This window comes from Bacillus sanguinis (genome assembly GCF_018332475.1).
In the GTDB taxonomy this organism is placed as follows: domain Bacteria; phylum Bacillota; class Bacilli; order Bacillales; family Bacillaceae_G; genus Bacillus_A; species Bacillus_A sanguinis.
The window spans coordinates 1-22,872 of the sequence record NZ_BOQB01000078.1 but is presented as its reverse complement, the minus strand read 5'-3'; the positions used below and the strand labels follow the sequence as shown (position 1 = coordinate 22,872).

Sequence of the window (22,872 nt, the reverse complement as noted above, 5' to 3'; positions counted from 1 at the left end):
ATTCAATACAATAAAGAAGTTATTTTCTAATCCAGCTGCTAAGGAACCTAATAATGAGCCAATGGTAAATTCAGAGCGCCATTTAGGAAGGGTTAAACAAAATAAATACTATGATTTTGTTGATAAAGGTACAATTCGACCAATTTCAACCATTCCTTTACAAATGAATAGTCAGCTCACGTGGAATTCATTTTTTTCTGTAGATAAAAAAAATCCTAAATTAATAAATTTTGAAACAAGGTCTCGTAGGAAATTTCGACATCTTTATCATAATCAAGATTTACTTATTGTTGAGGCTGCCGGAACTATTGAAATTATTACTAAAGAGCAAGTACAACAAATCAATTTAAAAGAAACAGCGTTAGAAAAAATGCATCCTGTTGCTGTGAATCACATGGGTGCTCTACTTTACGATAAAGAAAAGGTTGCTTTTGTACATTATAAGAGTAAGCGAGCTATTGTATATGAGTTTCAATGGCAACCTTTTAGATTTGCGATAGGTAATGATTTTTGGTTAGTGGGAACCCGGGAAACATATGACGGTCCAGGTAAGCTCTATTGCTTTGACTTTAATGGAGATCTAAAATGGGGCATTGCTTTTAAAGAAACACTCTCTACGATGTTTGGTGAGCTTAGTTTTATGCCTTATTTACTTGAGGTGTCAGCGGATTCAACCGATATTTTTGTCTCAAGTATGGATAGATTGTATCGATTGGACAATAACGGTAATTTAAAAGCGAGAATTGCTATTTCTGAACTGAAAGAAAAAGAATTACAACAAAAACAAGAAGAACTTCAACGTGAATTATCTGCCCCACCAAAAACTGAAGAAGAAGCAATAAGTATGTTTGCTAAACAATTAGCAGCTCAATTTTCTATGGGATTTGAGAGAATGAGTTTTAATTCACCATTCGCTGGTTTCGCGCATGATCACAAAACTGACATGGTGTTCATTTTAGAAGAGAAGGGACGAGTTTCTGCCTGGGATAGTAGTGGGAGGCTCAAGTGGATTAATGCATTTAAAAATGAAGGTAGATACATCTGTTGGATAGAGAATAAATTGGTTGTCTCTTTTCAATCTGGAGAAACTTTCTGGTTAAACAGAGATGGGAAATTTATTTATGGAGCACAGCTACCAAAACAAGCTTCCACTATTCAATTGATTCCTAATCAAGAAAAATATTTAGTTGTGTGTGAGGATAATCGATTATATGAACTACACAAAGACACTGGAAACCTCATAACAGGTTCAGAAGGGCATCCTGGAATGGAACTATTCATTTTATCTGGTCAAAATGTATTTTTTGATGGAGGAGTTCATAATCAAGGATATTTTTGGTTAGCTCCTGAAAATCACCAATGGAAACATTTTGAGGCTAAAGCCTTTACGGATGTAGACAAGATTGATGTTCAAAGTGAGGTGGCACCTGAAATTACTGTGACTAAGCAGTTCTCGGGAAAATGGGAGATAAAGAGTAAAAAAGAGTGGTTTGGTAGTCGGGTTATTGACATGAAAAACCAAAGGGTTTACGTGGTTGAGGAAGGACCGCGGAAATCAATTAATGAATTAGCAAAGTTATCTGATAAACAAAGAGAAAAAGACCGTTTGAGCCATAAATTAGTATGTTATGACCTTGGTGAAAATGTTATTTGGGAAAATCATATATATTCATCTATGTGGTCGCTATTCTTATCTTTAGATGGAGAGGTTTTGTTTACAAGTATACCTTCAGGATCAGAAATTACCTATCTTCCTGGGCATATTGTTACCTATTCAAAAGATGGTCAGCAACTTGATAAATTCAAAGTGGATGCTCATGGATTTAATCTAGATTTTATTTCTGAGGACAGGGCTATTGTTCATTTTGCTTCTGATAGAGGGGAGAAGTCTGTTTCTGGTATATTCGAGATTGACGGCAAAGGAAAGTGGAGACTAAAAATAAATGAATCCGATGTTGAAAGTGAAAAACGGAATGTGTTCGGCGCAGGATTAAACGATATAAGTCTACCTAACTTCAGATTAAAAAGAACAGACAAGAAAAAATATGAATTGGAAAATCGAAATAGTAAAATAGAATTAAAGTTTTCGGCGGCTATTTATGAAGCTTATGAAACGCCGGAACATAATTTGGTATTGCGAATAGGAACAAGATTGGTATCGTTCTATAACATGAATTTAGAGAAAACCCTTGAAGTTAAAGAACAAGAAAGTATTCAATCTGTGACATTGGGATCGAGTAGCTTAGTGGTTGTCACAAAAGCAGAAGTAAAAGGTTACAATTATCAAGGTGAAGTCTTATGGAGGTATAGTCCTCTTCCGAAAGCGTTTGAATCAAGGGTAATATGGGTTCCAAATAAGAACATTTATCTATGGATAGTATCAAATAATTTGGAAACAATAGTCGCGGCTATACATGAGAATGGGAACGTGTTAAAAAGTCATTCGTTTAACAAGAATAGTTACCATCATTCTATATTGGTCTATCCTGAAGAGAGTTGTTTTGTAGCTCAGACAAATGAAGTTATTCAAGGATATAGTATTTAATAATTATTATGGAACATTTACGTGAGTAGACGGGAAGAAGGGAAATTCCTTTTTGCAATCACTATGCATCACAAACGCAATGCAAAAGCTAGGAGTTAAAGGACGTTCACAAGCAGTTGTTGAGCTTCTTCGTATGGGAGAGCTCGAACTATAAGAAAGCAGCCGACTTATATAAAGAGTCGGCTATTTTTTTGTTTGTTTCATGCGCTATATGAATGATAAGAAAACTCCATACATAAATAGGTAGTAAGGAGGGGATATGTTGAAAAGGATATTGTTAGTTTCAACAAGCGCTCATGATATGAATGGACACCCGACTGGTTTGTGGTTGGAAGAGCTCGCAGCTCCTTATCATGTATTTACAAGGGCTAAGTTCGATGTTGATATTGTGTCGATAAAGGGCGGTAGAGTACCGATTGATAGAGTGTCTATTCCGAACGGGATACCTCGTGAATTTAAGCATGTCGCTTCTTTATTGCAAAATACGAAGTCGATCTCAAAGGTTCATTTTTCGGATTATGATGCGGTTTTATTTGGTGGTGGGCACGGGGCGATTGTAGATTTTCCGGGTAATCCATATGTTGCAAATTTGATTGAGAATATGTACAACAATAACCGGATTGTGGCGGCTGTTTGTCACGGAGTAAGTTCTTTAGTCGGTGTGAAAAATAAAGATGGCTCGTTTTTTGTTGCCGGTAAGCGTATAACAGGTTATACAAATGATGAGGAAAAAGCTGTGCATTTAGAAAAGCGAGTGCCGTTTTTATTAGAAAGTAAATTGAAAGAAGAAGGAGCTTTGTTTTATGTGGCTCCAAATTTCACGCCGCATGTTGTAGTAGATGGGCGTTTAATTACAGGGCAAAATCCACAGTCTAGCATGGAAATAGGGAAAGCTATAAGAAGAGCTGTAAATAAAGTATAGAAAAAGTGCTCGTTACTCATAAAGGTAGCGGGCATTTTTCTATAGTATAAATGACCCCTCAAACTAAAAAGATGTATTGAGTATAGTGACTTCATTTATAATTAATCGTGAATTTGCTATACTATTTTGTATGGACAAAAGGGGAGGCTCTTTTAATGAGAAAAGTTGCGTGTGCAAACACTTATATTAATAAAATAAAGCCCGTTATTAGAAAAACAAGTTTTAGCCAATTGAAAATAGATGAAATTGCGAAGTATATGGATATTAGTAAAGCTACTTTATATAAACGTTTTTCTTCAAAAGATGAGATTATTGAAGCTGTGGTAGAAGATTTTATGAACTACCTTCTTGAAGGAGATGCGGATAATCAAGATGAAAGTATGTCTTTTGCAGAACGTTTCCAAAGGACGTTTATCCACTCTTTGAAATGTGTCACATATATTTCTGATGTCTTTTTACAAGATTTGAAAGAGGCATATCCGCATTTATCTGATCAGCTAGTCGCTGCGCAACAAAATCGTAATCATAATTTGCAAATGTTTTTTGAATCCGGTATGGAACAAGGCTACTTTAATAAAATGAACGCACAATTATTTATGGTGCAAGATGATGTGATGTTAAGACGTATTATAGATCATTCTTTTTGTATTCAGTACGATATTACGTTAAAGAAAGCGATACTTGATTTTTATCAACTAAAGAAGTATCAACTTTTTAAACCAGAGTATATAGAAGCAATTGATGATTCGGAAATTGAAAAAGAAGTTATTGCTATTTTGCAAATGATTTCGTAAAAAAGCAGGTTTTCCTATAGTAATGGAAAACCTGCTTTTTTATTACCTGTTATTTGTTTACGTGTTGTAATACTAATTCAGCTACTGGACCACCTGAAGCTGGGTTTTGACCAGTGATAACACGATTATCTTCTAAAGCGAAAGCTTCCCAAGGTTGCGCAGCTTTTTCGTAAAGTCCTCCATTTTTAATGAGTTCATCTTCTGTTAAAAATGGAACAAATTGATCTAATTCAGCTAGTTTCTCTTCTTCATTCGAGAATCCTGTTACTTTTTTACCACTAATTAAACGTTCCCCATTGCTTAATGTGATATGAAATAAACCAGCAGCTCCGTGACAAACAGAGGAAACGATTCCGCCATTTTCATAAATGTTACGGCTAATCATTTGGAGTTCTTTATTTTCAGGGAAGTCCCAAATCACACCGTGACCACCTGCGTAATAAATAACAGCATAGTCTTCCGAATTCACCTCACTCGGTTTCATTGTAGAACCAAGGCGATTCATAAATTCTTTCTTTTGATACCATTCCCAATCGATGCTCTCCGCCATTGCTAAACTATGCGGATCAATCGGTGTATAACCACCTTGTGGGCTAACATAATCTACTTCGTAACCAGCTTCTTCAACCTTTTTAACGAAATGGACAGCTTCGCCAAGCCAAAGGCCAGTCGCTCGATTTAAATTTGGATATTTTTCTACGCTCGTTAATACAACTAACATTTTTTTCTTCATCATAATCCTCCTGTAATGTTTCTTCTATATAAAAGTTTATTATTTTATTAAGTTAGAAATTGCAAATTTGAATAACCATGTCAGCCCTCCTTATATCGGATTCGAAATTAGTGTATAACAATTTTTAAACAAAGTAAACTAAAAACACTAAATTAGTTTACTTTGTATATTTTTCGTTGACAAACTGGAGTGCTGAAACTATGATAGTTCCATGAATATCGAACAACGTACATGTTTCGTTTTGAATTCAATTTGTCGCGCGATACACTTATACATTTGATGAAGCTGTTTGGAGATGATAGAGGAGCTAAACAACTTCATTTTTCATTTTCAATTATTACAATCAGGAGAGGTGTTACACATGGGGGAAGATATAAGTAACCATTCAAAATGGTTTGTTTTAACATTATGTTTTATCGTTTTATTAGGACCGATGAATGCGGTTTTATTTAATGTTGCGTTAGAGGATATGGCTCATGATTTATCCATTAGCCAGTCGAAAGTAAGTTGGGTTGTAGTAGGTTATTCCTTATTTGTCGGTATTGGTTCGATGATATATGGGAAGCTTGCTGATCGTTATAGTGTAAAAAAACTATTGATTATTTCAATCATCATATTTGTAGCTGGGTCCATTATTGGATTTGTAAATCAATCATATGCGATTGTCATTTTTGCAAGATTAGTGCAGGCGAGTGGGGGCGCGGCGTTTATTGCGCTTAGTATGATTGCAGTGGCAAAATTAGTTGCTCCTGCTAAGAAGCCTGGTGCGTTAGCGATGATTAGTTCTTCTATTGCATTAGCGATAGGTATTGGTCCTTTAGTTGGAGGGGCTATTACAAATACACTAGGGTGGCCATATTTATTTTTATTTATGGTTATTTCAGTAGTGGGGATTTTCTTGCTTATAAAATTTATGCCAGAAGAAATGCAACATACGGATGAAGCGTTTCATTTTGATTATATTGGAGCGGCGTTACTATTTGCATTCATTACGACTGTTTTACTAGGTGTCAATATGAATAGTTGGCTATTCGTGTTATCGGTAGCTTTCTTATTTTTATTCACAGTTCGTATGAAGAACGCAGAGTATCCATTTATTGATATTGAGCTGTTTACAAACAAACCATTTCTTCGTTTAATAGTGGTCGGATTTATAATTAATGTGGCGTTATGTGCTAGTTTATTATTATTACCATTACTGTTAGGAAGAGTGCACGGATTTTCGCCATTCGTTATCGGAATTGTATTGTTTGTTGCATCACTCTTTGGTATTGTGTCTAGTTTTATTACTGGAAAGATTGTCCCTTCGTTTGGAAATGTGAATATGATTTATGTAGCGTCTGTCATTATGATTGGTGGCTTTTTAATTTTAGGGATTGTTCCGAACGGGAATTTAATAGTTATTTTAGTGGCTATTGTTTTAACATTTATGAGCTACTCAGCTATTCAAGTATCATTAAACACATTTATACCGAAAACATTACATCCAGCTAAAGTTGGAGTCGGTCTTGGTTTATATAATTTAATTAATTTTTTCGGTATGGCATTTGGACCAGCTGTAGCAAGCAAAATTATGGAATCTACAAATAATTATCGTTTGAATTTTGTATTAATCGTCATTTTAATTTCTGCTCATTTCTTCTTATTAATAGGGATGTCTTCTTTTCAGAAAAAGATAGCGTGATGAATACGTAATTTATAATAGAAGAAACCGACTTTCATATAGAAGGTCGGTTATTTTTCAGTCTTGCAAATTATGAAAAAAAGGAGCAAAATAAAAAAGTCCTAGTCTATACAGGTACAAATGAAAATTTTCATACAGAAGCAGTTTAAGTGAGCGAACTTAAAGTGTGTAAAATATAATGATAAAATAAGATGATGAATGAGAAAACGGGTGATGAAGTTGAATAGAGCAATCGGTGTTATCGATTCAGGAGTTGGTGGCTTAACAGTAGCGAAGGAATTAATTCGTCAGTTGCCGAAAGAGCGCATTATATATTTAGGGGATACAGCACGTTGCCCTTATGGTCCGCGTTCTCGAGAAGAAGTGCGTCAATTTACGTGGGAAATGACGGAGCATTTACTAGATTTAAATATTAAAATGTTAGTTATTGCGTGTAATACAGCAACTGCGGTTGTATTAGAAGAGATGCAGAAACAATTACCAATTCCAGTGGTAGGAGTTATTCACCCAGGATCGCGTACAGCTTTAAAAGTGACAGACACGTATCATGTTGGTATTATTGGAACGATTGGGACGGTGAAAAGTGGTGCATACGAAGAAGCGCTAAAGTCTATTAATAACCGTGTTATGGTAGAAAGTTTAGCGTGTCCGCCTTTCGTTGAGCTTGTAGAGAGTGGAAATTTCGAAAGTGAAATGGCATACGAAGTTGTAAGAGAAACGTTGCAACCGCTGAAGAATACTGATATTGATACGCTTATTTTAGGTTGTACACATTATCCGATTTTAGGTCCTGTTATTAAACAAGTAATGGGAGATAAAGTGCAACTCATTAGTTCTGGTGATGAAACGGCGCGTGAAGTAAGTACAATTTTATACCATAGTAAAATGTTGAATGAGGGAGAAGAACAAAGTGATCATCTCTTCTTAACAACAGGAAAAATAGGTCTATTTAAAGAAATTGCATCAAAATGGTTCGGTCAACCGATTGAAAATGTGAAACATATTCATTTAGAAAAAGAATAATAGTAGAATCCATGTAAGTGAACTCCTGAGAAATCAGGAGTTTTTTTGTTTATAGGGAGCACAGCTTGTTCTAAAAAGAGAAACAGCTCGTATACATAATAGTACAAACTTAGATTTTAGGGGGGAATGGCATGCCTAAATCCACTTTTAAATGGGTTGTTGGTGCTACTGTGAGCGCTGTTTTACTAACAGGGTGTGGCTTTATAAATCAAGAGAAAGCAACGGAACAAATTGATCCGCCAAAACAAGTTACGTATACAGAGGGTGGAAAGAAAGAAGTATCTAAGAAAGATAAGCAAGGACAAACGGTGAATAGAGAACTATACCTTGTTGATAAAAATGGCTATGTTGTACCGCAAACGTTAGCTGTACCTACTCCGAAAGCAAATGAGGTTATTCAGCAAACGTTAGAGTACCTTGTGAAAGATGGGCCGGTAACGAATTTATTACCGAATGGGTTCCGTGCAGTCATTCCAGCGAATACGTCGATGACCCTAAATTTGAAAAAAGATGGGACGGCAGTCATTGATTTCTCACAAGAAATGAAAAACTATGCAAAAGAAGAAGAGCGTCAAATTGTTGAGTCAATAGCGTGGACGTTGACGCAATTTAAAGAAATAAAACAAGTGCAGTTCCAAATAAATGGTGAGAAATTGGCGAAGATGCCTGTTGGTGGTACGCCGCTTGGAGAAGGGGTGAGCCGTGCGAACGGTATCAACTTCGATGATGAACAGGTAGCGGATGTAACAAATACAAAACCAGTTACACTTTATTTTATGGCACAAAATAATAATAAACAGCAATACTACGTACCGGTAACACGCCGCGTTGTAGAAGGAAAAGAAAATGATTATGCAGCAATTATAGATGAACTTGTAAAAGGGCCGATTCATCAATCGCTTCTAAATGATTTTAATCCAGGAGTTAAGCTCATTACGAATCCGAAATTACAAGATGGAAATCTTACATTAAACTTTAATGAAAATATATTTATAAACCCAGATAAAAATATGGTTTCAAATTACGTATTGAAGTCGTTAGTTTTATCTTTAACAGAAAAGAAAGGCGTGAAAAGCGTTTCTATTGAAGTAAATGGTAAAGCAAATCTTATAGATGAAAAGGGCGGAAAGTTAATAAAACCTGTAGATCGTCCAGAAAACGTGAATACAGGTAGTTTTTAATCGTCGATAATTTGATATACTTAAGTAAGAAAGAGGAATTGCTTTTTGGGTTCCTCTTATTTTATTGTATACATATCATACATTTAAATTTGGCTATACTAACAAGTAGTTATGAGGAGGTTATTTTTATGCGAGTAGATGGTAGAGAGAAAACAGAATTACGCCATATACATATTCATACGAATTATTTAAAACATCCAGAAGGATCAGTATTAATTGAGGTTGGGGATACAAAGGTAATTTGCTCAGCGACAATTGAAGAGCGTGTCCCGCCGTTTTTACGTGGAGAAGGAAAGGGCTGGATAACAGCTGAATATGCGATGATTCCACGTGCGACAGAACAACGTACAATTAGGGAATCAAGTAAAGGAAAAGTAACAGGGCGTACAATGGAAATCCAACGCTTAATTGGACGAGCATTACGTGCAGTAGTTGACTTAGAAGCACTTGGTGAGAGAACGGTTTGGATTGATTGTGATGTTATTCAAGCGGATGGTGGAACGAGAACTGCTTCTATTACAGGTGCATATGTAGCAATGGTATTAGCTTTCGAGAAGTTATTACAAGCAGAAAAAGTATCTAAAATTCCAGTAAAAGATTATTTAGCAGCAACGTCAGTAGGAATTGTTGAAGAACAAGGTGTTGTTTTAGATTTAAACTACGTAGAAGATTCTAAAGCAGACGTTGATATGAATGTGATTATGACTGGAAAAGGTCAGTTTGTTGAAGTGCAAGGAACTGGAGAAGAAGCGACGTTTAGCAGAGCGCAGTTAAATGAATTACTTGATGCTGCGGAACAAGGTATTTTCCAACTGATTGACATGCAAAAAGAAGCGTTAGGTGACATCGTATCTCATATAGAGTAGAGGTGGAAAATATGAAACAAGTTGTTGTAGCGACACAAAATATGGGGAAAGTACGTGAATTTGCTGAGTTATTTGAGCGATTTGATTTAGAAGTGAAATCATTACACGATTTTCCTCATATTGAAGAAGTCGAAGAAACTGGTGAAACATTTGAAGAAAATGCGATATTAAAAGCGGATAGTTTGAGTAGACAGTTGAATGCAATCGTAATTGCGGATGATTCAGGTCTTATTGTAGATGCTTTAAACGGGAAACCAGGCGTGTATTCAGCTCGTTTTGCTGGAGAGCCGAAAGATGATCAAGCGAATATTGATAAGGTTTTACAAGAATTAAATGACGTAGCGTTTGATAAGCGTAAAGCTCGCTTCTACTGTGCATTAGCGGTTGCTTTCCCTGAAGGTGATAAAAAGCCTGTCATTGTAAACGGGACGTGCGAAGGATATATTTTAGAACAGCGCCGCGGGGAAAACGGTTTTGGATATGATCCGATTTTTTATGTGGAAGAATATAAAAAATCGATGGCGGAACTAAGTTCAGATGAGAAGAATGCCATTAGTCACCGTGGACGTGCTCTACGTAAGCTAGAAGAAAAAATCCCTGAATGGTTTTTAGGAGAATAAGGGAGAGAGATTGATGAAGGCTTTAATCGTAAGCGATAGTCATAGCTCTGTGAAGGAATTACAGCAGTTAAAAGCGAAATATGAAGGGAAAGTAGATATCATGATTCATTGCGGTGATTCAGAGCTAACGCCTGCTCATGAAGAGCTGCAAGGTTTCCATGTTGTAAAAGGGAATTGTGATTATGCTAACTTTCAAGATGAAATTGTAACTGATGTAGATGGCATTCGTTTCGTAGTTGTGCACGGACATCGTCATAACGTAAAAATGACATTACAAACATTAGCGTACCGTGCAGAAGAGGTAGGGGCGCAAGTTGCATGCTTCGGACACTCTCACGTATTAGGTGCGGAATTAATCGACGGCGTTTTATTTATTAATCCAGGCAGTATTTTATTACCGCGTCAGCGTGTAGAAAAGACATTTGCCTTATTAGAAATGGATGAAAATCAAATGGAAGTTCGTTTTGAAACACTAGACGGACAGCTAGTTGAACAAGCAGTTTTTAAAAGAGGATAATAAAAATTATCCTCTTTTAAAAAAGGTGTTGACTTTATGTATGGTTATACATATAATAAATATTGTCGATAGGGCAACAGCGCTAACGAAGAAAAATAAAATAACATATGCGGGTGTAGTTTAGTGGTAAAACAAGAGCCTTCCAAGCTCTGGTCGAGAGTTCGATTCTCTTCACCCGCTCCATGTCCCAGTAGCTCAGCCGGATAGAGCATACGCCTTCTAAGCGTACGGTCGGGAGTTCGAATCTCTCCTGGGACGCTAAAAAAACCTTGTTATCTTTTGATAACAAGGTTTTTTGTTTGTCTACAAATTGATGTATGTGCAAGAAGTGTAAAATATAACGCAATATATGATAATTATTATTTATTATGGATTGAAGTACATTAAGAAAAGAGCGCCATTTATGCGCCCTATTCCTCTTATTTAATTTAAAGAATCAATAGGTTTATGATGGAACTCGAATTCATATCCAGATGCCCCTAATTAATCACTTACAATGTTATAAAACTTTTTACTATTCTAGTACGATTGAGCATCCGTTGTCGGAACTTATCCCCGGCAGTGTGTTACAATTAATAGAAGCGGAAAACGAGAATCTCCAATTGTGACTGGACGTGTGATTGGTTGGACAGTTTAAGAAGGTTGTATAAAAAAGGGAGATGGCGCAAAGATGGCGAGAGCAAAAGAGAATGATTTAACGGAGAAATTGGCAGAAGGTCAACGTAAATATGGTGACGGCAACTTTACAATACAGAACATCGGTGATGAAACTAACCCGAATTGGACTGTCGTAAAAAATGTGAGGAAGGGATCGGCAGGCATTCGCGAAGAGGAAGATATATTAAGACTGCGATCAAAATATATAAAATAGTACGGAAATGGGCGGGTCAGGAGTTCGAATCTCTTCTGGGGTGCTAAGAAAACCTTGTTATCTTTTGATAACAAGGTTTTTTGTTTGTTTTAAATTAATTATTAATAAACTTCTCAAAGACAAAACCATAATCTTTCACATTATATTGTTTCTTCGTATCAACGAGCCAGTTAAAGGCGATCTCGTTCATTTCTTTAAACTGCTCTGCTAAATTTACTTGTGCGTTTGAAATGCGGCTAAAAGCGTTAGAGGCCATATCTAGACTTTTATGTGCATACTGCAATGTAATATCGTTGTCGTATGAGATTTCTTCGATTTTAAGTAAAGCTTTATATAAATCTTTTAATTCTTCAATATGTTTTTTATGAACATCAATTGAATAATGCTCATCTCCCATTTGAAACTTAATTTCTACATCTAAATCAATTGTTCCTGCAGTTTCAAGTGCTACGTTTTTAATTTGATATTTACTGTAGCTAAAGCGGCGTAGCGTACGTTTTTTACTTGTTGCGCTTGTGCCATCTAGGTGGATTAATCCTTTGTTTGTGAAACAATATTCATCTGATTTTGATTTAATTAGAAAGTAAATTTTCTCCCCGTCTTCATGCATCACATAATCATCAGCATCAACTTTATCGTAATCTTTCGGTGTAATGACAGATCCTACATCGCTTAGTCCTAATACATCTGCAGCCATTTTTTTAAACATATATAATCCCCCTTTTAAATTCTTAATTGTACAAAAATATATTAACACGATTTCAATGAAGTGTTTTCTTATAATTAAAAACATTTGAAGGTAAGTTGAGAAAAATAACGAATGTTATTTAAAAATATGTAAAAAGATGCTGAGAAAAAAGCTGATTTTGCAAGTGATTATAGAGAAATTCCATGAAGTCCCCTCAAGTGATATAAGTTGTTTTTTATCCCTTTTTTGAAATCTTACAATTCTGTAAGGTAACTGTAAGGAAGTTCGATGGTAACAAATTGCTAATCCTCTATAATGAAGGTAACAACGATAAAACGAGGAGGAAGAAATGATGAAGGGATTAATCGTAACGGGTTTAACAGTTGCTTTTGGATTTGTAGCGTATGAGAAATTAACGTATGTAGTTGATGTTGTAAAACATTTAATCGCTTAGTAAAAAAACTGCCATGAGAGGGAAAGGGAATGAGTGAATGAATGGAATGGTTATTTGGAATTATAGGTACTTGTAGTGTAGTATTATTGTTCTTTGTCCCGAGTGGTATACTTAGTTCGACAACGAGTTTGTTCTTCTTAAGTTTGTTTGCTTGTACGATGCTTATTATTATGTTTTTAATGAAGCGAAGTAAACCAATCTTCTATTTTAGCATGATTGTTATGGCAATTATTGTTCTCCAAATTATTACCCTTGTTATATACCCCACTATTATAAAAGCTTTCCAATAATGATGAATCCTCTGCTTTCGTTGCTGAGGGTTTTTATTTGTACATTTTTAATTTTTGGTAAGGATTTGTTTATATTGAAATATAAAAATTAAATATTTTCATATTTCAAACAAATGGTTTTGGGATGTTGTGTTCTCATTACTCATTTGATATATTTACTTTAAAGATAATTAAAATCTAGAAAAAGAGGCGGACGTATGGATAAAAAAGAAAATACGGTCGTATTGTTTCCGCAACTATCAGAGCGATATATTGATGAAGGATTTTTAGCACTGAAAGAGCGGAAATTCGAAGATGCATTGCGCTGTTTTGAAATATTACGTCAGTATAATGCAGAAACGGAACAAACGGAACTCGCTTCTGTTATTTGTTTGTTAGAGTTAAAGCATATGGAAGAAGCGAAAGACAAATGTGAACAGTTACTTGAAACGGGAGCTGTATTATTTGGTGATATTCTGGAAACATATGTGACAATTTTAGTTCAAACGAATGATTATGAAGGTGTTATTGAAACCGTTGAAAAAGTGTTGCAAACGAAAGATGTAATGCCTGAGCAAAAGGAAAAATTAGCACAACTCGCTTTATTTGCAGAAGGTATGTTAAATGAAGTAGATACGTCACTAGTCGATTCGAATTTTGAATTAGATGAGTTTACGAATGAAATGTTTGGAGAAAACTTTGGACAAAAGCTAAGAGCGATTCAGCAACTTTCGTTAAAAGACTTGGATCTTGCATTACCTATTTTAAAGAAATTTTTAATAGACGAAAAACAGCACCCTTATTTGAAAACTTCTATTTTGTATAAAATGATAGAAAATCAAATAGAAGAAGAGATAGAGGTAGAAAAGTTTGGGAATACGATCAAGGTAATTCCAGCATTTACAGGTCATAATGAGGAGCAATCCGATAACATTATACATACATTATCAAGTCGATTAGAGCAAAATTATCCCGATATATTTGATGCGATGGTTACATATTGGAAAGAATTGCGAATTAGCGTTTTCCCGTTTGCTCTATTAATGGATAAAGTGGAGATTTGGGCTGCTGTTTTAGAGAGAATTGGAAGAAAGCGTTTCGGATTGCCTATTGATGAAGAAGAGCTTATGACAGCGTATAATATTGAATTAGAAGAGTTTCATATTGCCTATCAATGGTTATTACGTGTTGAAAGAGAAGGATATTTGCCCGTATAATTATGAAAAAGAATCGTTCGGTTCTTGAAACGAGCATATTCTATGTTATAATGTAAGGGTTGCAAAAGGCAGAAATCTGCCTGTTTGTAAGAGAAGAGAAGTGTAATTCTCTTACTTAATATGTTTCATATTATTCTCGAACAAAATATACCGTAGTTGTCTTTTAGGCAATTAGTAGATAGGAACATTATATCTGAAAGCTTTTGCTAGAGGATTATTTGTACTTTTGTTATTTCAAAAAAGAGATAATGAAGATCTTAATCTATAGAGGTATGTGCATACATTATTATAGTTGGAGGGAAAGAATAAATGGCTGCAAAATGGGAAAAATTAGAAGGTAACGTAGGCGTTTTAACAATCGAAGTTGATGCTAAAGAAGTAAACAACTCTATCGACGCTGCGTTCAAAAAAGTAGTAAAAACAATCAACGTACCAGGTTTCCGTAAAGGAAAAATGCCTCGTCCGTTATTCGAACAACGCTTTGGTATCGAATCTTTATACCAAGATGCTTTAGATATTATCTTACCAAAAGCATACGGTGAAGCGATTGATGAAGCTGGTATCTTCCCAGTTGATCATCCTGAAATCGACATCGAGAAGTTCGAAAAAAATGCTAACCTTATCTTCACTGCAAAAGTTACAGTGAAGCCTGAAGTTAAATTAGGTGAATACAAAGGTTTAGCAGTAGAAAAAGTTGAAACAACTGTAACTGACGAAGATGTAGAGAACGAATTAAAATCTTTACAAGAGCGTCAAGCTGAACTAGTTGTTAAAGAAGAAGGAACTGTTGAAAACGGTGATACAGCTGTAATCGACTTCGAAGGTTTCGTTGATGGCGAAGCATTTGAAGGCGGAAAAGGCGAAAACTACTCTCTAGCAATCGGTTCTGGTACTTTCATCCCAGGTTTCGAAGAGCAAGTAATTGGTCTTAAATCTGGTGATTCTAAAGACGTTGAAGTATCATTCCCAGAAGAGTACCACGCTGCTGAATTAGCTGGCAAACCAGCAACATTCAAAGTAACAATTCACGAAATCAAAACAAAAGAACTTCCTGAGTTAAACGACGAGTTCGCTAAAGAAGCAGACGAAGCGGTTGCCACTCTTGATGAATTAAAAGCAAAACTTCGTACAAACTTAGAAGAAGGCAAAAAGCACGAAGCTGAGCACAAAGTACGTGACGAAGTAGTAGAATTAGCTGCTGCTAACGCTGAAATCGAAATTCCAGAAGCTATGATCGACACTGAGTTAGATCGTATGGTTCGTGAATTCGAGCAACGTTTAAGCCAACAAGGTATGAACCTTGAGCTTTACTACCAATTCACAGGTACTGACGCTGACAAATTAAAAGAGCAAATGAAAGAAGACGCTCAAAAACGCGTACGAATCAACCTTGTTCTTGAAGCTATCATTGAAGCTGAAAACATCGAAGTTACTGAAGAAGAAGTAACTGCAGAAGTTGAAAAAATGGCTGAAATGTACGGTATGCCAGTAGACGCTATCAAGCAAGCTCTTGGAAGCGTAGACGCTTTAGCTGAAGATCTTAAAGTGCGTAAAGCTGTAGATTTCTTAGTAGAAAACGCTGCATAATAAAATAACAAGGCGCGATTTTAATCGTGCCTTGTTTTATAAATATAGAAATATATTTATAAAACTTTTCGATGAAGAAGGAAAACTTCCTTAATGAGTCGAATATACATATTTCAAAAGTTTTAAAAACTTTTTATTTGTACATAACTAGTCATATTATTTGTATTTCTCGCCACGTAGTGACATAATATGTATTTACATACGATACATTTATCGTGTACATACGAAGGCAAGAGGTTAGCACTTTGTAAGGGGTGTGAAAATATGTTTAAATTTAATGATGAAAAAGGGCAATTAAAATGTTCTTTCTGTGGTAAAACACAAACGCAAGTTCGAAAGTTAGTTGCAGGTCCAGGTGTTTACATTTGTGACGAGTGTATCGAACTTTGTACTGAAATTGTACAAGAGGAGCTTGCGAAAGACGAAGAAGTAGAATTCAAAGATGTACCGAAACCGGTAGAAATTCGTGAAATCTTAGATGAGTATGTCATCGGACAAGATAACGCGAAAAAAGCACTAGCGGTAGCGGTATATAACCATTACAAACGCATTAATTCTAACAGCAAAATTGATGATGTAGAATTAGCGAAGAGTAATATCGCACTTATCGGGCCAACAGGTAGTGGTAAAACATTACTGGCACAAACGTTAGCGCGTATTTTAAATGTTCCATTTGCAATCGCGGACGCAACATCTTTAACTGAAGCTGGATATGTTGGGGAAGATGTAGAAAACATCTTACTAAAGTTAATCCAAGCAGCTGATTATGATGTAGAGAAAGCGGAAAAAGGAATCATTTATATTGATGAGATTGATAAAGTGGCACGTAAGTCCGAAAATCCATCAATTACACGTGATGTATCTGGTGAAGGTGTGCAGCAGGCACTTCTGAAAATTTTAGAAGGTACTGTAGCAAGCGTTCCACCTCAAGGTGGTCGTAAGCATCCACACCAAGAGTTTATTCAAATTGATACAACGAATATCTTATTCATCTGTGGTGGAGCGTTTGATGGCATCGAGCCAATTATTAAACGTCGTCTTGGTGAAAAAGTAATTGGATTTGGTTCTGAGAAGAAAAATGCTGATGTAAATGAGAAGCATGTTTTATCTCACGTATTACCAGAGGACCTTTTAAGATTTGGTTTGATTCCAGAGTTTATCGGTCGTCTTCCAGTTATTGCGAACCTAGAGCCGCTTGATGAAGATGCTCTTGTTGATATTTTAACGAAACCGAAAAATGCACTTGTTAAGCAATTCCAAAAACTATTGGAGCTTGACGATGTTGAGTTAGAGTTTGAAGAAGGCGCACTAATTGAAATTGCGAAAAAAGCAATTGAACGTAAAACAGGTGCTCGTGGACTTCGTTCTATTATTGAAGGCTTAATGCTTGAAGTAATGTTCGAACTTCCATCTCGTAAAGATATCGAGAAGTGTGTTCTTACAAAAGAAACAGTAGCGGATAATGCAGCGCCAAAATTGGTGTTACAAGACGGTACTGTACTTGATACAAAAACATCTGCATAATGCGAAGGAGAAACAGCAATTTTTATAATTGCTGTTTTTCTTTATGTTTAGCTATGTTCCTCCGCGGAAATACTAAGAGATAAAACATTGCGGGAGGAAATAAATGATGAGCTGGACAAATATATTTTTACTTGTTCAACTTGTTTTTGGTGTAATTGTCGGATTGTATTTTTGGCATTTACTTCGAAATCAGCGAACACAAAAAGTTTCAATCGATCGAGAATCGAAAAAAGAATTAGAACAGCTTCGTAAAATGCGCGAGATTTCTTTAACAGAGCCGCTTGCGGAAAAGGTGCGTCCTACATCCTTTTTAGATATTGTAGGGCAAGAGGACGGGATTAAGTCGTTAAAAGCGGCTCTTTGTGGTCCGAACCCGCAACATGTAATTATATATGGTCCACCAGGTGTCGGAAAGACAGCGGCAGCACGTCTCGTATTAGAAGAAGCGAAACGAAATCCAAAATCTCCATTTCGCACAAATGCAACATTTATTGAACTGGATGCGACGACAGCAAGGTTTGATGAACGTGGTATTGCAGATCCTTTAATCGGTTCGGTGCATGATCCAATTTATCAAGGTGCTGGTGCGATGGGGCAAGCAGGTATTCCGCAACCGAAAAAAGGTGCGGTAACAGATGCACACGGTGGTATTTTGTTTATTGATGAGATTGGTGAACTACATCCGATTCAAATGAACAAAATGTTAAAGGTGTTAGAAGATCGAAAAGTGTTTTTGGAAAGTGCTTACTACAGTGAAGAGAATACGATGATTCCAACGTATATACATGACATTTTTCAAAAAGGTTTACCAGCGGATTTTCGCTTAGTTGGGGCGACGACACGTTCACCAGAGGAGATTCCTCCTGCTATTCGGTCGCGCTGTTTAGAAGTGTTTTTCCGTGAGTTAGATACAGAAGAGATTCAAAAAGTAGCGAAGAATGCAGCTGACAAAGTGGAAATGCAAATCGGTGAAAATGGTATTGAAATGATTGGGATGTATGCGAGAAATGGACGAGAAGCGATTAATCTTGTACAAATTTCTGCTGGTATGGCAATAAATGAGGAACGCTCTTTCATTAAAGATGAAGATATTGAGTGGGTTGTTCACTCTAGTCAGCTTACACCGAAGTATGAAAAACGTATTTATCCTATTCCGAGAATCGGTCTTGTAAATGGACTTGCTGTATACGGACCAAATACAGGCGCGTTATTAGAAATTGAAGTAACAGCAATCAAGGCGAAAGATAAAGGATCGGTAAATGTTACCGGAATTGTTGAAGAGGAAAGTATTGGTAGTCAAACGAAATCAATTCGCCGTAAAAGTATGGCGAAAGGTTCTGTAGATAATGTATTAACAGTACTTCGTTCTCTAGATGTGTTGCCAGAAGGATACGATATACATATTAACTTTCCAGGTGGTATTCCAATTGATGGGCCTTCGGCAGGTATTGCTATGGCAACAGGTGTATATTCAGCAGTGCATCGTACGTATGTGAACAATGAAGTAGCGATGACTGGTGAGATAAGTATACACGGGGAAGTGAAACCTATTGGTGGTGTGTATGCAAAAATAAAAGCCGCGAAAAAAGCAGGTGCTAAGAAAGTCATCATTCCTGCTGAAAACATGCAACCGTTTTTGTACACAATAAAAGGAATTGAAATCATTCCTGTTCGTAAGTTAAATGAGGTATTTGAGCTAACATTTATGCAGGAAAACATGCATCGAGAGCTTGATATACATACTGCTGTGGACGAGACAGATGCGCAATCAATGTGAGAATGAGCGATAATAAAATTTGCCAGACTTCGTTTAAGTTTGTATGCTTAAGCGGAGTCTTTTTTCCTTTTTCTAAGGGAGAAAAACGAGGGATTTACAATTGCGGAAAATCTCTGCAATTGCATCTAGATGTATTGTAATATAAAATAGTTGAACAGGAGTTTAATTTATTATGGAGGTGCTATGTCTAGTATGAATACGAATGAAAGAATCGTACCCCTCCTACCATTAAGAGGCGTTCTCGTATATCCAACGATGGTTCTGCATCTTGATGTAGGACGTGATAAATCGATACAAGCACTAGAGCAGGCGGCAATGGATGAAAATATCATCTTTTTAGCGATGCAAAAAGAAATGAATATCGATGATCCGAAAGAAGATGACATATATAGTGTAGGTACAGTGGCGAAAGTGAAGCAAATGTTAAAATTGCCGAACGGTACGCTTCGTGTCCTTGTAGAAGGTTTACATAGAGCTGAAGTAGTAGAGTTTATCGAAGAAGAAAATGTAGTGCAAGTTTCTATCAAAACGGTAACGGAAGAAGTGGAAGATGATCTAGAAGAGAAAGCTCTTATGCGTACATTACTCGAGCATTTCGAACAATATATTAAAGTTTCGAAAAAAGTTTCAAATGAAACATTTGCAACGGTAGCTGATGTAGAAGAGCCAGGAAGATTAGCTGATTTAATTGCTTCTCACTTGCCGATCAAAACGAAGCAGAAACAAGAAATCTTAGAGATTGTATCTGTGAAGGAACGATTACATACACTTATTTCAATTATTCAAGATGAACAAGAGTTACTTAGTTTAGAAAAGAAAATTGGACAAAAAGTGAAACGTTCAATGGAGCGCACGCAAAAAGAATATTTCTTACGTGAGCAAATGAAGGCGATTCAAACTGAACTTGGCGATAAAGAAGGTAAGGGCGGGGAAGTTGAAGAACTTCGTGAGAAAATTGAACAGTCAGGAATGCCTGAAGAAACAATGAAGGCTGCACTGAAAGAATTAGACCGTTATGAAAAGTTACCAGCAAGTTCTGCGGAGAGCGGTGTTATTCGCAATTATATGGACTGGTTATTAGCACTTCCGTGGACAGAAGCAACAGAAGATATGATTGATCTTGCTCATTCGGAAGAGATTTTAAACAAAGATCATTACGGTCTTGAGAAAGTGAAAGAGCGCGTACTTGAATATTTAGCTGTACAGAAGTTAACGAATTCATTAAAAGGACCTATCCTTTGCTTAGTAGGACCTCCTGGAGTCGGGAAAACTTCGTTAGCGCGTTCGATTGCAACATCATTAAATCGTAATTTTGTCCGTGTATCTCTTGGTGGTGTACGTGATGAATCTGAAATACGTGGTCACCGTCGTACGTACGTTGGAGCAATGCCAGGACGCATTATTCAAGGTATGAAAAAGGCGAAAACAGTTAATCCAGTCTTTTTATTAGATGAGATTGATAAAATGTCTAACGATTTCCGTGGAGATCCATCAGCAGCATTACTTGAAGTGTTAGACCCAGAACAAAATCATAACTTCAGTGATCATTACATTGAAGAACCGTATAATCTATCGAAAGTTATGTTTGTAGCAACTGCGAATACACTTTCAAGTATTCCAGGTCCGTTGCTTGACCGTATGGAAATTATTTCGATTGCTGGCTATACAGAACTTGAAAAAGTTCACATTGCCCGTGAACATTTATTGCCGAAACAATTAAAAGAGCATGGCTTACGAAAAGGTAATTTACAAGTACGTGATGAAGCACTTCTTGAAATTATTCGTTATTATACACGTGAGGCTGGTGTACGTACATTAGAGCGTCAAATTGCAAAAGTTTGTCGTAAAGCAGCAAAAATTATCGTTACAGCAGAACGCAAGCGTATTGTAGTAACAGAGAAAAACATTGTTGATTTACTTGGTAAGCACATATTCCGTTATGGGCAAGCTGAGAAAACAGACCAAGTTGGTATGGCAACAGGGTTAGCATATACAGCAGCAGGCGGCGATACACTTGCAATTGAAGTGTCTGTAGCACCAGGTAAAGGGAAATTAATTTTAACAGGGAAACTGGGGGATGTTATGAAAGAATCCGCACAAGCAGCGTTTAGCTATATTCGTTCTCGTGCAGAAGAACTTCAGATCGATCCGAATTTCCATGAGAAAAATGATATTCATATTCATGTTCCAGAAGGAGCAGTTCCAAAAGATGGACCGTCAGCAGGTATTACGATGGCAACGGCACTTATTTCTGCACTAACAGGTATTCCTGTAAGTAAAGAAGTGGGGATGACAGGTGAAATTACACTTCGTGGTCGTGTATTACCAATTGGTGGTTTAAAAGAAAAAACATTAAGTGCTCACCGCGCAGGCTTAACAAAAATTATTTTGCCAGCAGAAAACGAGAAAGATTTAGATGATATTCCAGAAAGCGTAAAAGAAAACCTTACGTTTGTGCTTGCATCTCATTTAGATGAAGTATTGGAGCACGCATTAGTAGGAGTGAAACAATGAAAGTAACAAAAGCAGATATTGTAATTAGTGCTGTTAAACCAGAACAATATCCAGACAGTGATTTACCAGAAATTGCATTAGCAGGTCGTTCAAATGTCGGGAAGTCTTCCTTTATTAATAAAATTTTAAATCGTAAAAAGTTAGTACGTATTTCTTCTAAACCAGGGAAAACGCAAACGTTGAACTTTTTCTTAATCAATGAGATGATGCATTTTGTTGACGTTCCAGGTTATGGGTATGCGAAAGTATCTAAATCAGAACGCGCAGCATGGGGCAAGATGATTGAAACTTACTTTACAACGCGTGAGCAATTGGACGCAGCTGTATTAGTAGTTGATTTACGTCACAAACCAACAAGCGATGACGTGATGATGTATGATTTCTTAAAGCATTATGAAATCCCAACAATTATTATTGCGACGAAAGCTGATAAAATTCCGAAAGGGAAATGGCAAAAGCATTTAAAAGTTGTAAAAGAAACGCTTGCTGTTGAAATTGGCGATGAAATTGTTCTATTCTCTTCTGAAACAGGACTTGGAAAAGAAGAAGCGTGGAAGGCCATTCATAGAATGACAAAAACAAAAAACGCGTGACGAATGTCGCGCGTTTTTTTTATTTACTAAATTTTTTTATCTTACGTTTAATGTAACCTCAATATTTCCTCTCGTTGCTTTCGAATAAGGACATACACCGTGAGCGGCTTCTACAAGTTCTTGTGCTTCGCTATGTGAAACGCCAGCAACGTGTACATCAAGTACAGCAGATAGGCCAAAACCACCATCTGTATCTTTTCCGATAGAAACGTGAGCAGTTACTTCTGTACTTTCTACTTTCACACGTTTTGTACGAATGACAAGTTGTAATGCACTATCAAAACAAGCGGCATAACCAGCAGCAAATAGTTGTTCTGGGTTTGTTGCCTCTCCGCCTGCACCACCTAGTGCTTTTGGCATTTTTACATCAAGATTTAATATGCCATCATCTGAAACGACTTTTCCATTTCTTCCGCCTGTAGCAGTTACTGAAGCAGTATATAATTTATCCATATTTATTCCCCTTTTCTATCATTTATTGTTTTCATTGTTT

20 protein-coding genes, 2 tRNA genes and 1 pseudogene are annotated in these 22,872 nt (G+C 36.4%); 20 read left to right on the top strand and 3 right to left on the bottom strand.

Going from position 1 to position 22,872, the window contains the following annotated elements; genetic code table 11:
* The 4 genes and pseudogenes from KI369_RS10580 to KI369_RS10565 all read left to right on the top strand — a co-directional run.
* A partial coding sequence (locus KI369_RS10580; protein ID WP_238484911.1) for an ornithine cyclodeaminase occupies window positions 1-2,545 on the top strand: 2,545 nt, incomplete at its 5' end.
* 67 nt (window positions 2,546-2,612) lie between these two features.
* A pseudogene (gene gerE, locus KI369_RS10575) lies at window positions 2,613-2,699 on the top strand (spore germination transcription factor GerE); the annotation flags it as partial.
* 105 nt (window positions 2,700-2,804) lie between these two features.
* Window positions 2,805-3,467 carry a type 1 glutamine amidotransferase domain-containing protein gene (locus KI369_RS10570; protein WP_212955915.1) on the top strand — a complete coding sequence of 221 codons (663 nt, stop codon included), beginning with the start codon at window positions 2,805-2,807 and terminating at the stop codon, window positions 3,465-3,467.
* Window positions 3,468-3,622: 155 nt separating this feature from the next.
* Entirely contained in the window at window positions 3,623-4,261 is a 639-nt protein-coding gene (locus tag KI369_RS10565; RefSeq protein ID WP_212955914.1) for a TetR/AcrR family transcriptional regulator, read from the top strand.
* 49 nt (window positions 4,262-4,310) lie between these two features.
* Here KI369_RS10565 and KI369_RS10560 read toward each other — a convergent pair whose 3' ends face one another.
* Entirely contained in the window at window positions 4,311-4,994 is a 684-nt protein-coding gene (locus tag KI369_RS10560) for a type 1 glutamine amidotransferase domain-containing protein (protein WP_212955913.1), read from the bottom strand.
* Window positions 4,995-5,355: 361 nt separating this feature from the next.
* Between KI369_RS10560 and KI369_RS10555 the strand changes: the two genes are divergently transcribed.
* From KI369_RS10555 to KI369_RS10515, 9 genes are all read left to right on the top strand, one after another.
* Window positions 5,356-6,678: an MFS transporter gene (locus KI369_RS10555; RefSeq protein WP_238484910.1), complete on the top strand. Its 1,323-nt coding sequence runs from the start codon at window positions 5,356-5,358 to the stop codon at window positions 6,676-6,678.
* Between the two features lie 213 nt (window positions 6,679-6,891).
* Window positions 6,892-7,701, top strand: coding sequence for a glutamate racemase (gene racE, locus KI369_RS10550; RefSeq protein ID WP_212955912.1), 810 nt, complete (start codon window positions 6,892-6,894; stop codon window positions 7,699-7,701).
* Between the two features lie 131 nt (window positions 7,702-7,832).
* Entirely contained in the window at window positions 7,833-8,882 is a 1,050-nt protein-coding gene (gerM, locus tag KI369_RS10545) for a GerMN domain-containing protein (RefSeq protein ID WP_212955911.1), read from the top strand.
* Window positions 8,883-9,010: 128 nt separating this feature from the next.
* Entirely contained in the window at window positions 9,011-9,748 is a 738-nt protein-coding gene (gene rph, locus KI369_RS10540) for a ribonuclease PH (protein ID WP_212955910.1), read from the top strand.
* Between the two features lie 11 nt (window positions 9,749-9,759).
* Window positions 9,760-10,368, top strand: coding sequence for an XTP/dITP diphosphatase (locus KI369_RS10535; RefSeq protein ID WP_212955909.1), 609 nt, complete (start codon window positions 9,760-9,762; stop codon window positions 10,366-10,368).
* A 13-nt stretch (window positions 10,369-10,381) separates the two neighbouring features.
* Window positions 10,382-10,885 carry a metallophosphoesterase gene (locus tag KI369_RS10530; protein WP_212955908.1) on the top strand — a complete coding sequence of 168 codons (504 nt, stop codon included), beginning with the start codon at window positions 10,382-10,384 and terminating at the stop codon, window positions 10,883-10,885.
* A gap of 109 nt (window positions 10,886-10,994) precedes the next feature.
* Window positions 10,995-11,068, top strand: a tRNA-Gly gene (locus KI369_RS10525).
* Window position 11,069: 1 nt separating this feature from the next.
* Window positions 11,070-11,143: transfer RNA gene (locus KI369_RS10520), tRNA-Arg, on the top strand.
* Between the two features lie 412 nt (window positions 11,144-11,555).
* Window positions 11,556-11,756, top strand: a complete 201-nt coding sequence (locus KI369_RS10515; RefSeq protein ID WP_000090056.1) for a hypothetical protein — start codon at window positions 11,556-11,558, stop codon at window positions 11,754-11,756.
* A 94-nt stretch (window positions 11,757-11,850) separates the two neighbouring features.
* Here the strand turns inward: KI369_RS10515 and KI369_RS10510 are convergent, their stop codons facing one another.
* On the bottom strand, window positions 11,851-12,465 hold the full coding sequence (locus tag KI369_RS10510) for a PH domain-containing protein (protein ID WP_000473869.1): 615 nt from the start codon (window positions 12,463-12,465) through the stop codon (window positions 11,851-11,853).
* 474 nt (window positions 12,466-12,939) lie between these two features.
* Here KI369_RS10510 and KI369_RS10505 point away from each other — a divergent pair, with 474 nt between their 5' ends.
* From KI369_RS10505 to ysxC, 7 genes are all read left to right on the top strand, one after another.
* Window positions 12,940-13,188, top strand: a complete 249-nt coding sequence (locus KI369_RS10505; RefSeq protein WP_060632422.1) for a hypothetical protein — start codon at window positions 12,940-12,942, stop codon at window positions 13,186-13,188.
* Between the two features lie 197 nt (window positions 13,189-13,385).
* Window positions 13,386-14,384, top strand: a complete 999-nt coding sequence (locus KI369_RS10500; RefSeq protein WP_212955907.1) for a hypothetical protein — start codon at window positions 13,386-13,388, stop codon at window positions 14,382-14,384.
* A gap of 309 nt (window positions 14,385-14,693) precedes the next feature.
* Window positions 14,694-15,971: a trigger factor gene (gene tig / locus KI369_RS10495; RefSeq protein WP_212955906.1), complete on the top strand. Its 1,278-nt coding sequence runs from the start codon at window positions 14,694-14,696 to the stop codon at window positions 15,969-15,971.
* 264 nt (window positions 15,972-16,235) lie between these two features.
* Complete coding sequence (gene clpX / locus KI369_RS10490; RefSeq protein WP_048531476.1) at window positions 16,236-17,495, top strand: ATP-dependent protease ATP-binding subunit ClpX; 1,260 nt, start codon at window positions 16,236-16,238, stop codon at window positions 17,493-17,495.
* Between the two features lie 106 nt (window positions 17,496-17,601).
* Window positions 17,602-19,272 (top strand): ATP-dependent protease LonB, encoded by a 1,671-nt coding sequence (gene lonB, locus KI369_RS10485; RefSeq protein WP_063224858.1) that lies wholly within the window; start codon window positions 17,602-17,604, stop codon window positions 19,270-19,272.
* A 183-nt stretch (window positions 19,273-19,455) separates the two neighbouring features.
* On the top strand, window positions 19,456-21,786 hold the full coding sequence (lon, locus tag KI369_RS10480) for an endopeptidase La (protein WP_212955905.1): 2,331 nt from the start codon (window positions 19,456-19,458) through the stop codon (window positions 21,784-21,786).
* Window positions 21,783-22,379, top strand: coding sequence for a ribosome biogenesis GTP-binding protein YsxC (gene ysxC, locus KI369_RS10475; RefSeq protein ID WP_144612374.1), 597 nt, complete (start codon window positions 21,783-21,785; stop codon window positions 22,377-22,379). Before lon ends, ysxC begins: the two co-directional genes overlap by 4 nt.
* 36 nt (window positions 22,380-22,415) lie before the next feature.
* Here the strand turns inward: ysxC and KI369_RS10470 are convergent, their stop codons facing one another.
* Window positions 22,416-22,832 (bottom strand): organic hydroperoxide resistance protein, encoded by a 417-nt coding sequence (locus KI369_RS10470; protein ID WP_000359781.1) that lies wholly within the window; start codon window positions 22,830-22,832, stop codon window positions 22,416-22,418.
* Window positions 22,833-22,872: the final 40 nt, after the last annotated feature.

Excerpts from the sequence above, each read along its gene's own strand:
- KI369_RS10530 (WP_212955908.1), top strand. The coding sequence starts at position 10,382 with ATGAAGGCTTTAATCGTAAGCGATAGTCATAGCTCTGTGAAGGAATTA.
- KI369_RS10470 (WP_000359781.1), bottom strand. The coding sequence starts at position 22,832 with ATGGATAAATTATATACTGCTTCAGTAACTGCTACAGGCGGAAGAAAT.
- KI369_RS10510 (WP_000473869.1), bottom strand. The coding sequence starts at position 12,465 with ATGTTTAAAAAAATGGCTGCAGATGTATTAGGACTAAGCGATGTAGGA.
- KI369_RS10515 (WP_000090056.1), top strand. The coding sequence starts at position 11,556 with ATGGCGAGAGCAAAAGAGAATGATTTAACGGAGAAATTGGCAGAAGGT.
- rph (WP_212955910.1), top strand. The coding sequence starts at position 9,011 with ATGCGAGTAGATGGTAGAGAGAAAACAGAATTACGCCATATACATATT.
- KI369_RS10560 (WP_212955913.1), bottom strand. The coding sequence starts at position 4,994 with ATGAAGAAAAAAATGTTAGTTGTATTAACGAGCGTAGAAAAATATCCA.
- KI369_RS10535 (WP_212955909.1), top strand. The coding sequence starts at position 9,760 with ATGAAACAAGTTGTTGTAGCGACACAAAATATGGGGAAAGTACGTGAA.
- gerM (WP_212955911.1), top strand. The coding sequence starts at position 7,833 with ATGCCTAAATCCACTTTTAAATGGGTTGTTGGTGCTACTGTGAGCGCT.
- lon (WP_212955905.1), top strand. The coding sequence starts at position 19,456 with ATGTCTAGTATGAATACGAATGAAAGAATCGTACCCCTCCTACCATTA.
- lonB (WP_063224858.1), top strand. The coding sequence starts at position 17,602 with ATGAGCTGGACAAATATATTTTTACTTGTTCAACTTGTTTTTGGTGTA.
- KI369_RS10500 (WP_212955907.1), top strand. The coding sequence starts at position 13,386 with ATGGATAAAAAAGAAAATACGGTCGTATTGTTTCCGCAACTATCAGAG.
- racE (WP_212955912.1), top strand. The coding sequence starts at position 6,892 with ATGAAGTTGAATAGAGCAATCGGTGTTATCGATTCAGGAGTTGGTGGC.
- KI369_RS10555 (WP_238484910.1), top strand. The coding sequence starts at position 5,356 with ATGGGGGAAGATATAAGTAACCATTCAAAATGGTTTGTTTTAACATTA.
- ysxC (WP_144612374.1), top strand. The coding sequence starts at position 21,783 with ATGAAAGTAACAAAAGCAGATATTGTAATTAGTGCTGTTAAACCAGAA.
- KI369_RS10565 (WP_212955914.1), top strand. The coding sequence starts at position 3,623 with ATGAGAAAAGTTGCGTGTGCAAACACTTATATTAATAAAATAAAGCCC.
- clpX (WP_048531476.1), top strand. The coding sequence starts at position 16,236 with ATGTTTAAATTTAATGATGAAAAAGGGCAATTAAAATGTTCTTTCTGT.
- KI369_RS10505 (WP_060632422.1), top strand. The coding sequence starts at position 12,940 with ATGGAATGGTTATTTGGAATTATAGGTACTTGTAGTGTAGTATTATTG.
- tig (WP_212955906.1), top strand. The coding sequence starts at position 14,694 with ATGGCTGCAAAATGGGAAAAATTAGAAGGTAACGTAGGCGTTTTAACA.
- KI369_RS10570 (WP_212955915.1), top strand. The coding sequence starts at position 2,805 with ATGTTGAAAAGGATATTGTTAGTTTCAACAAGCGCTCATGATATGAAT.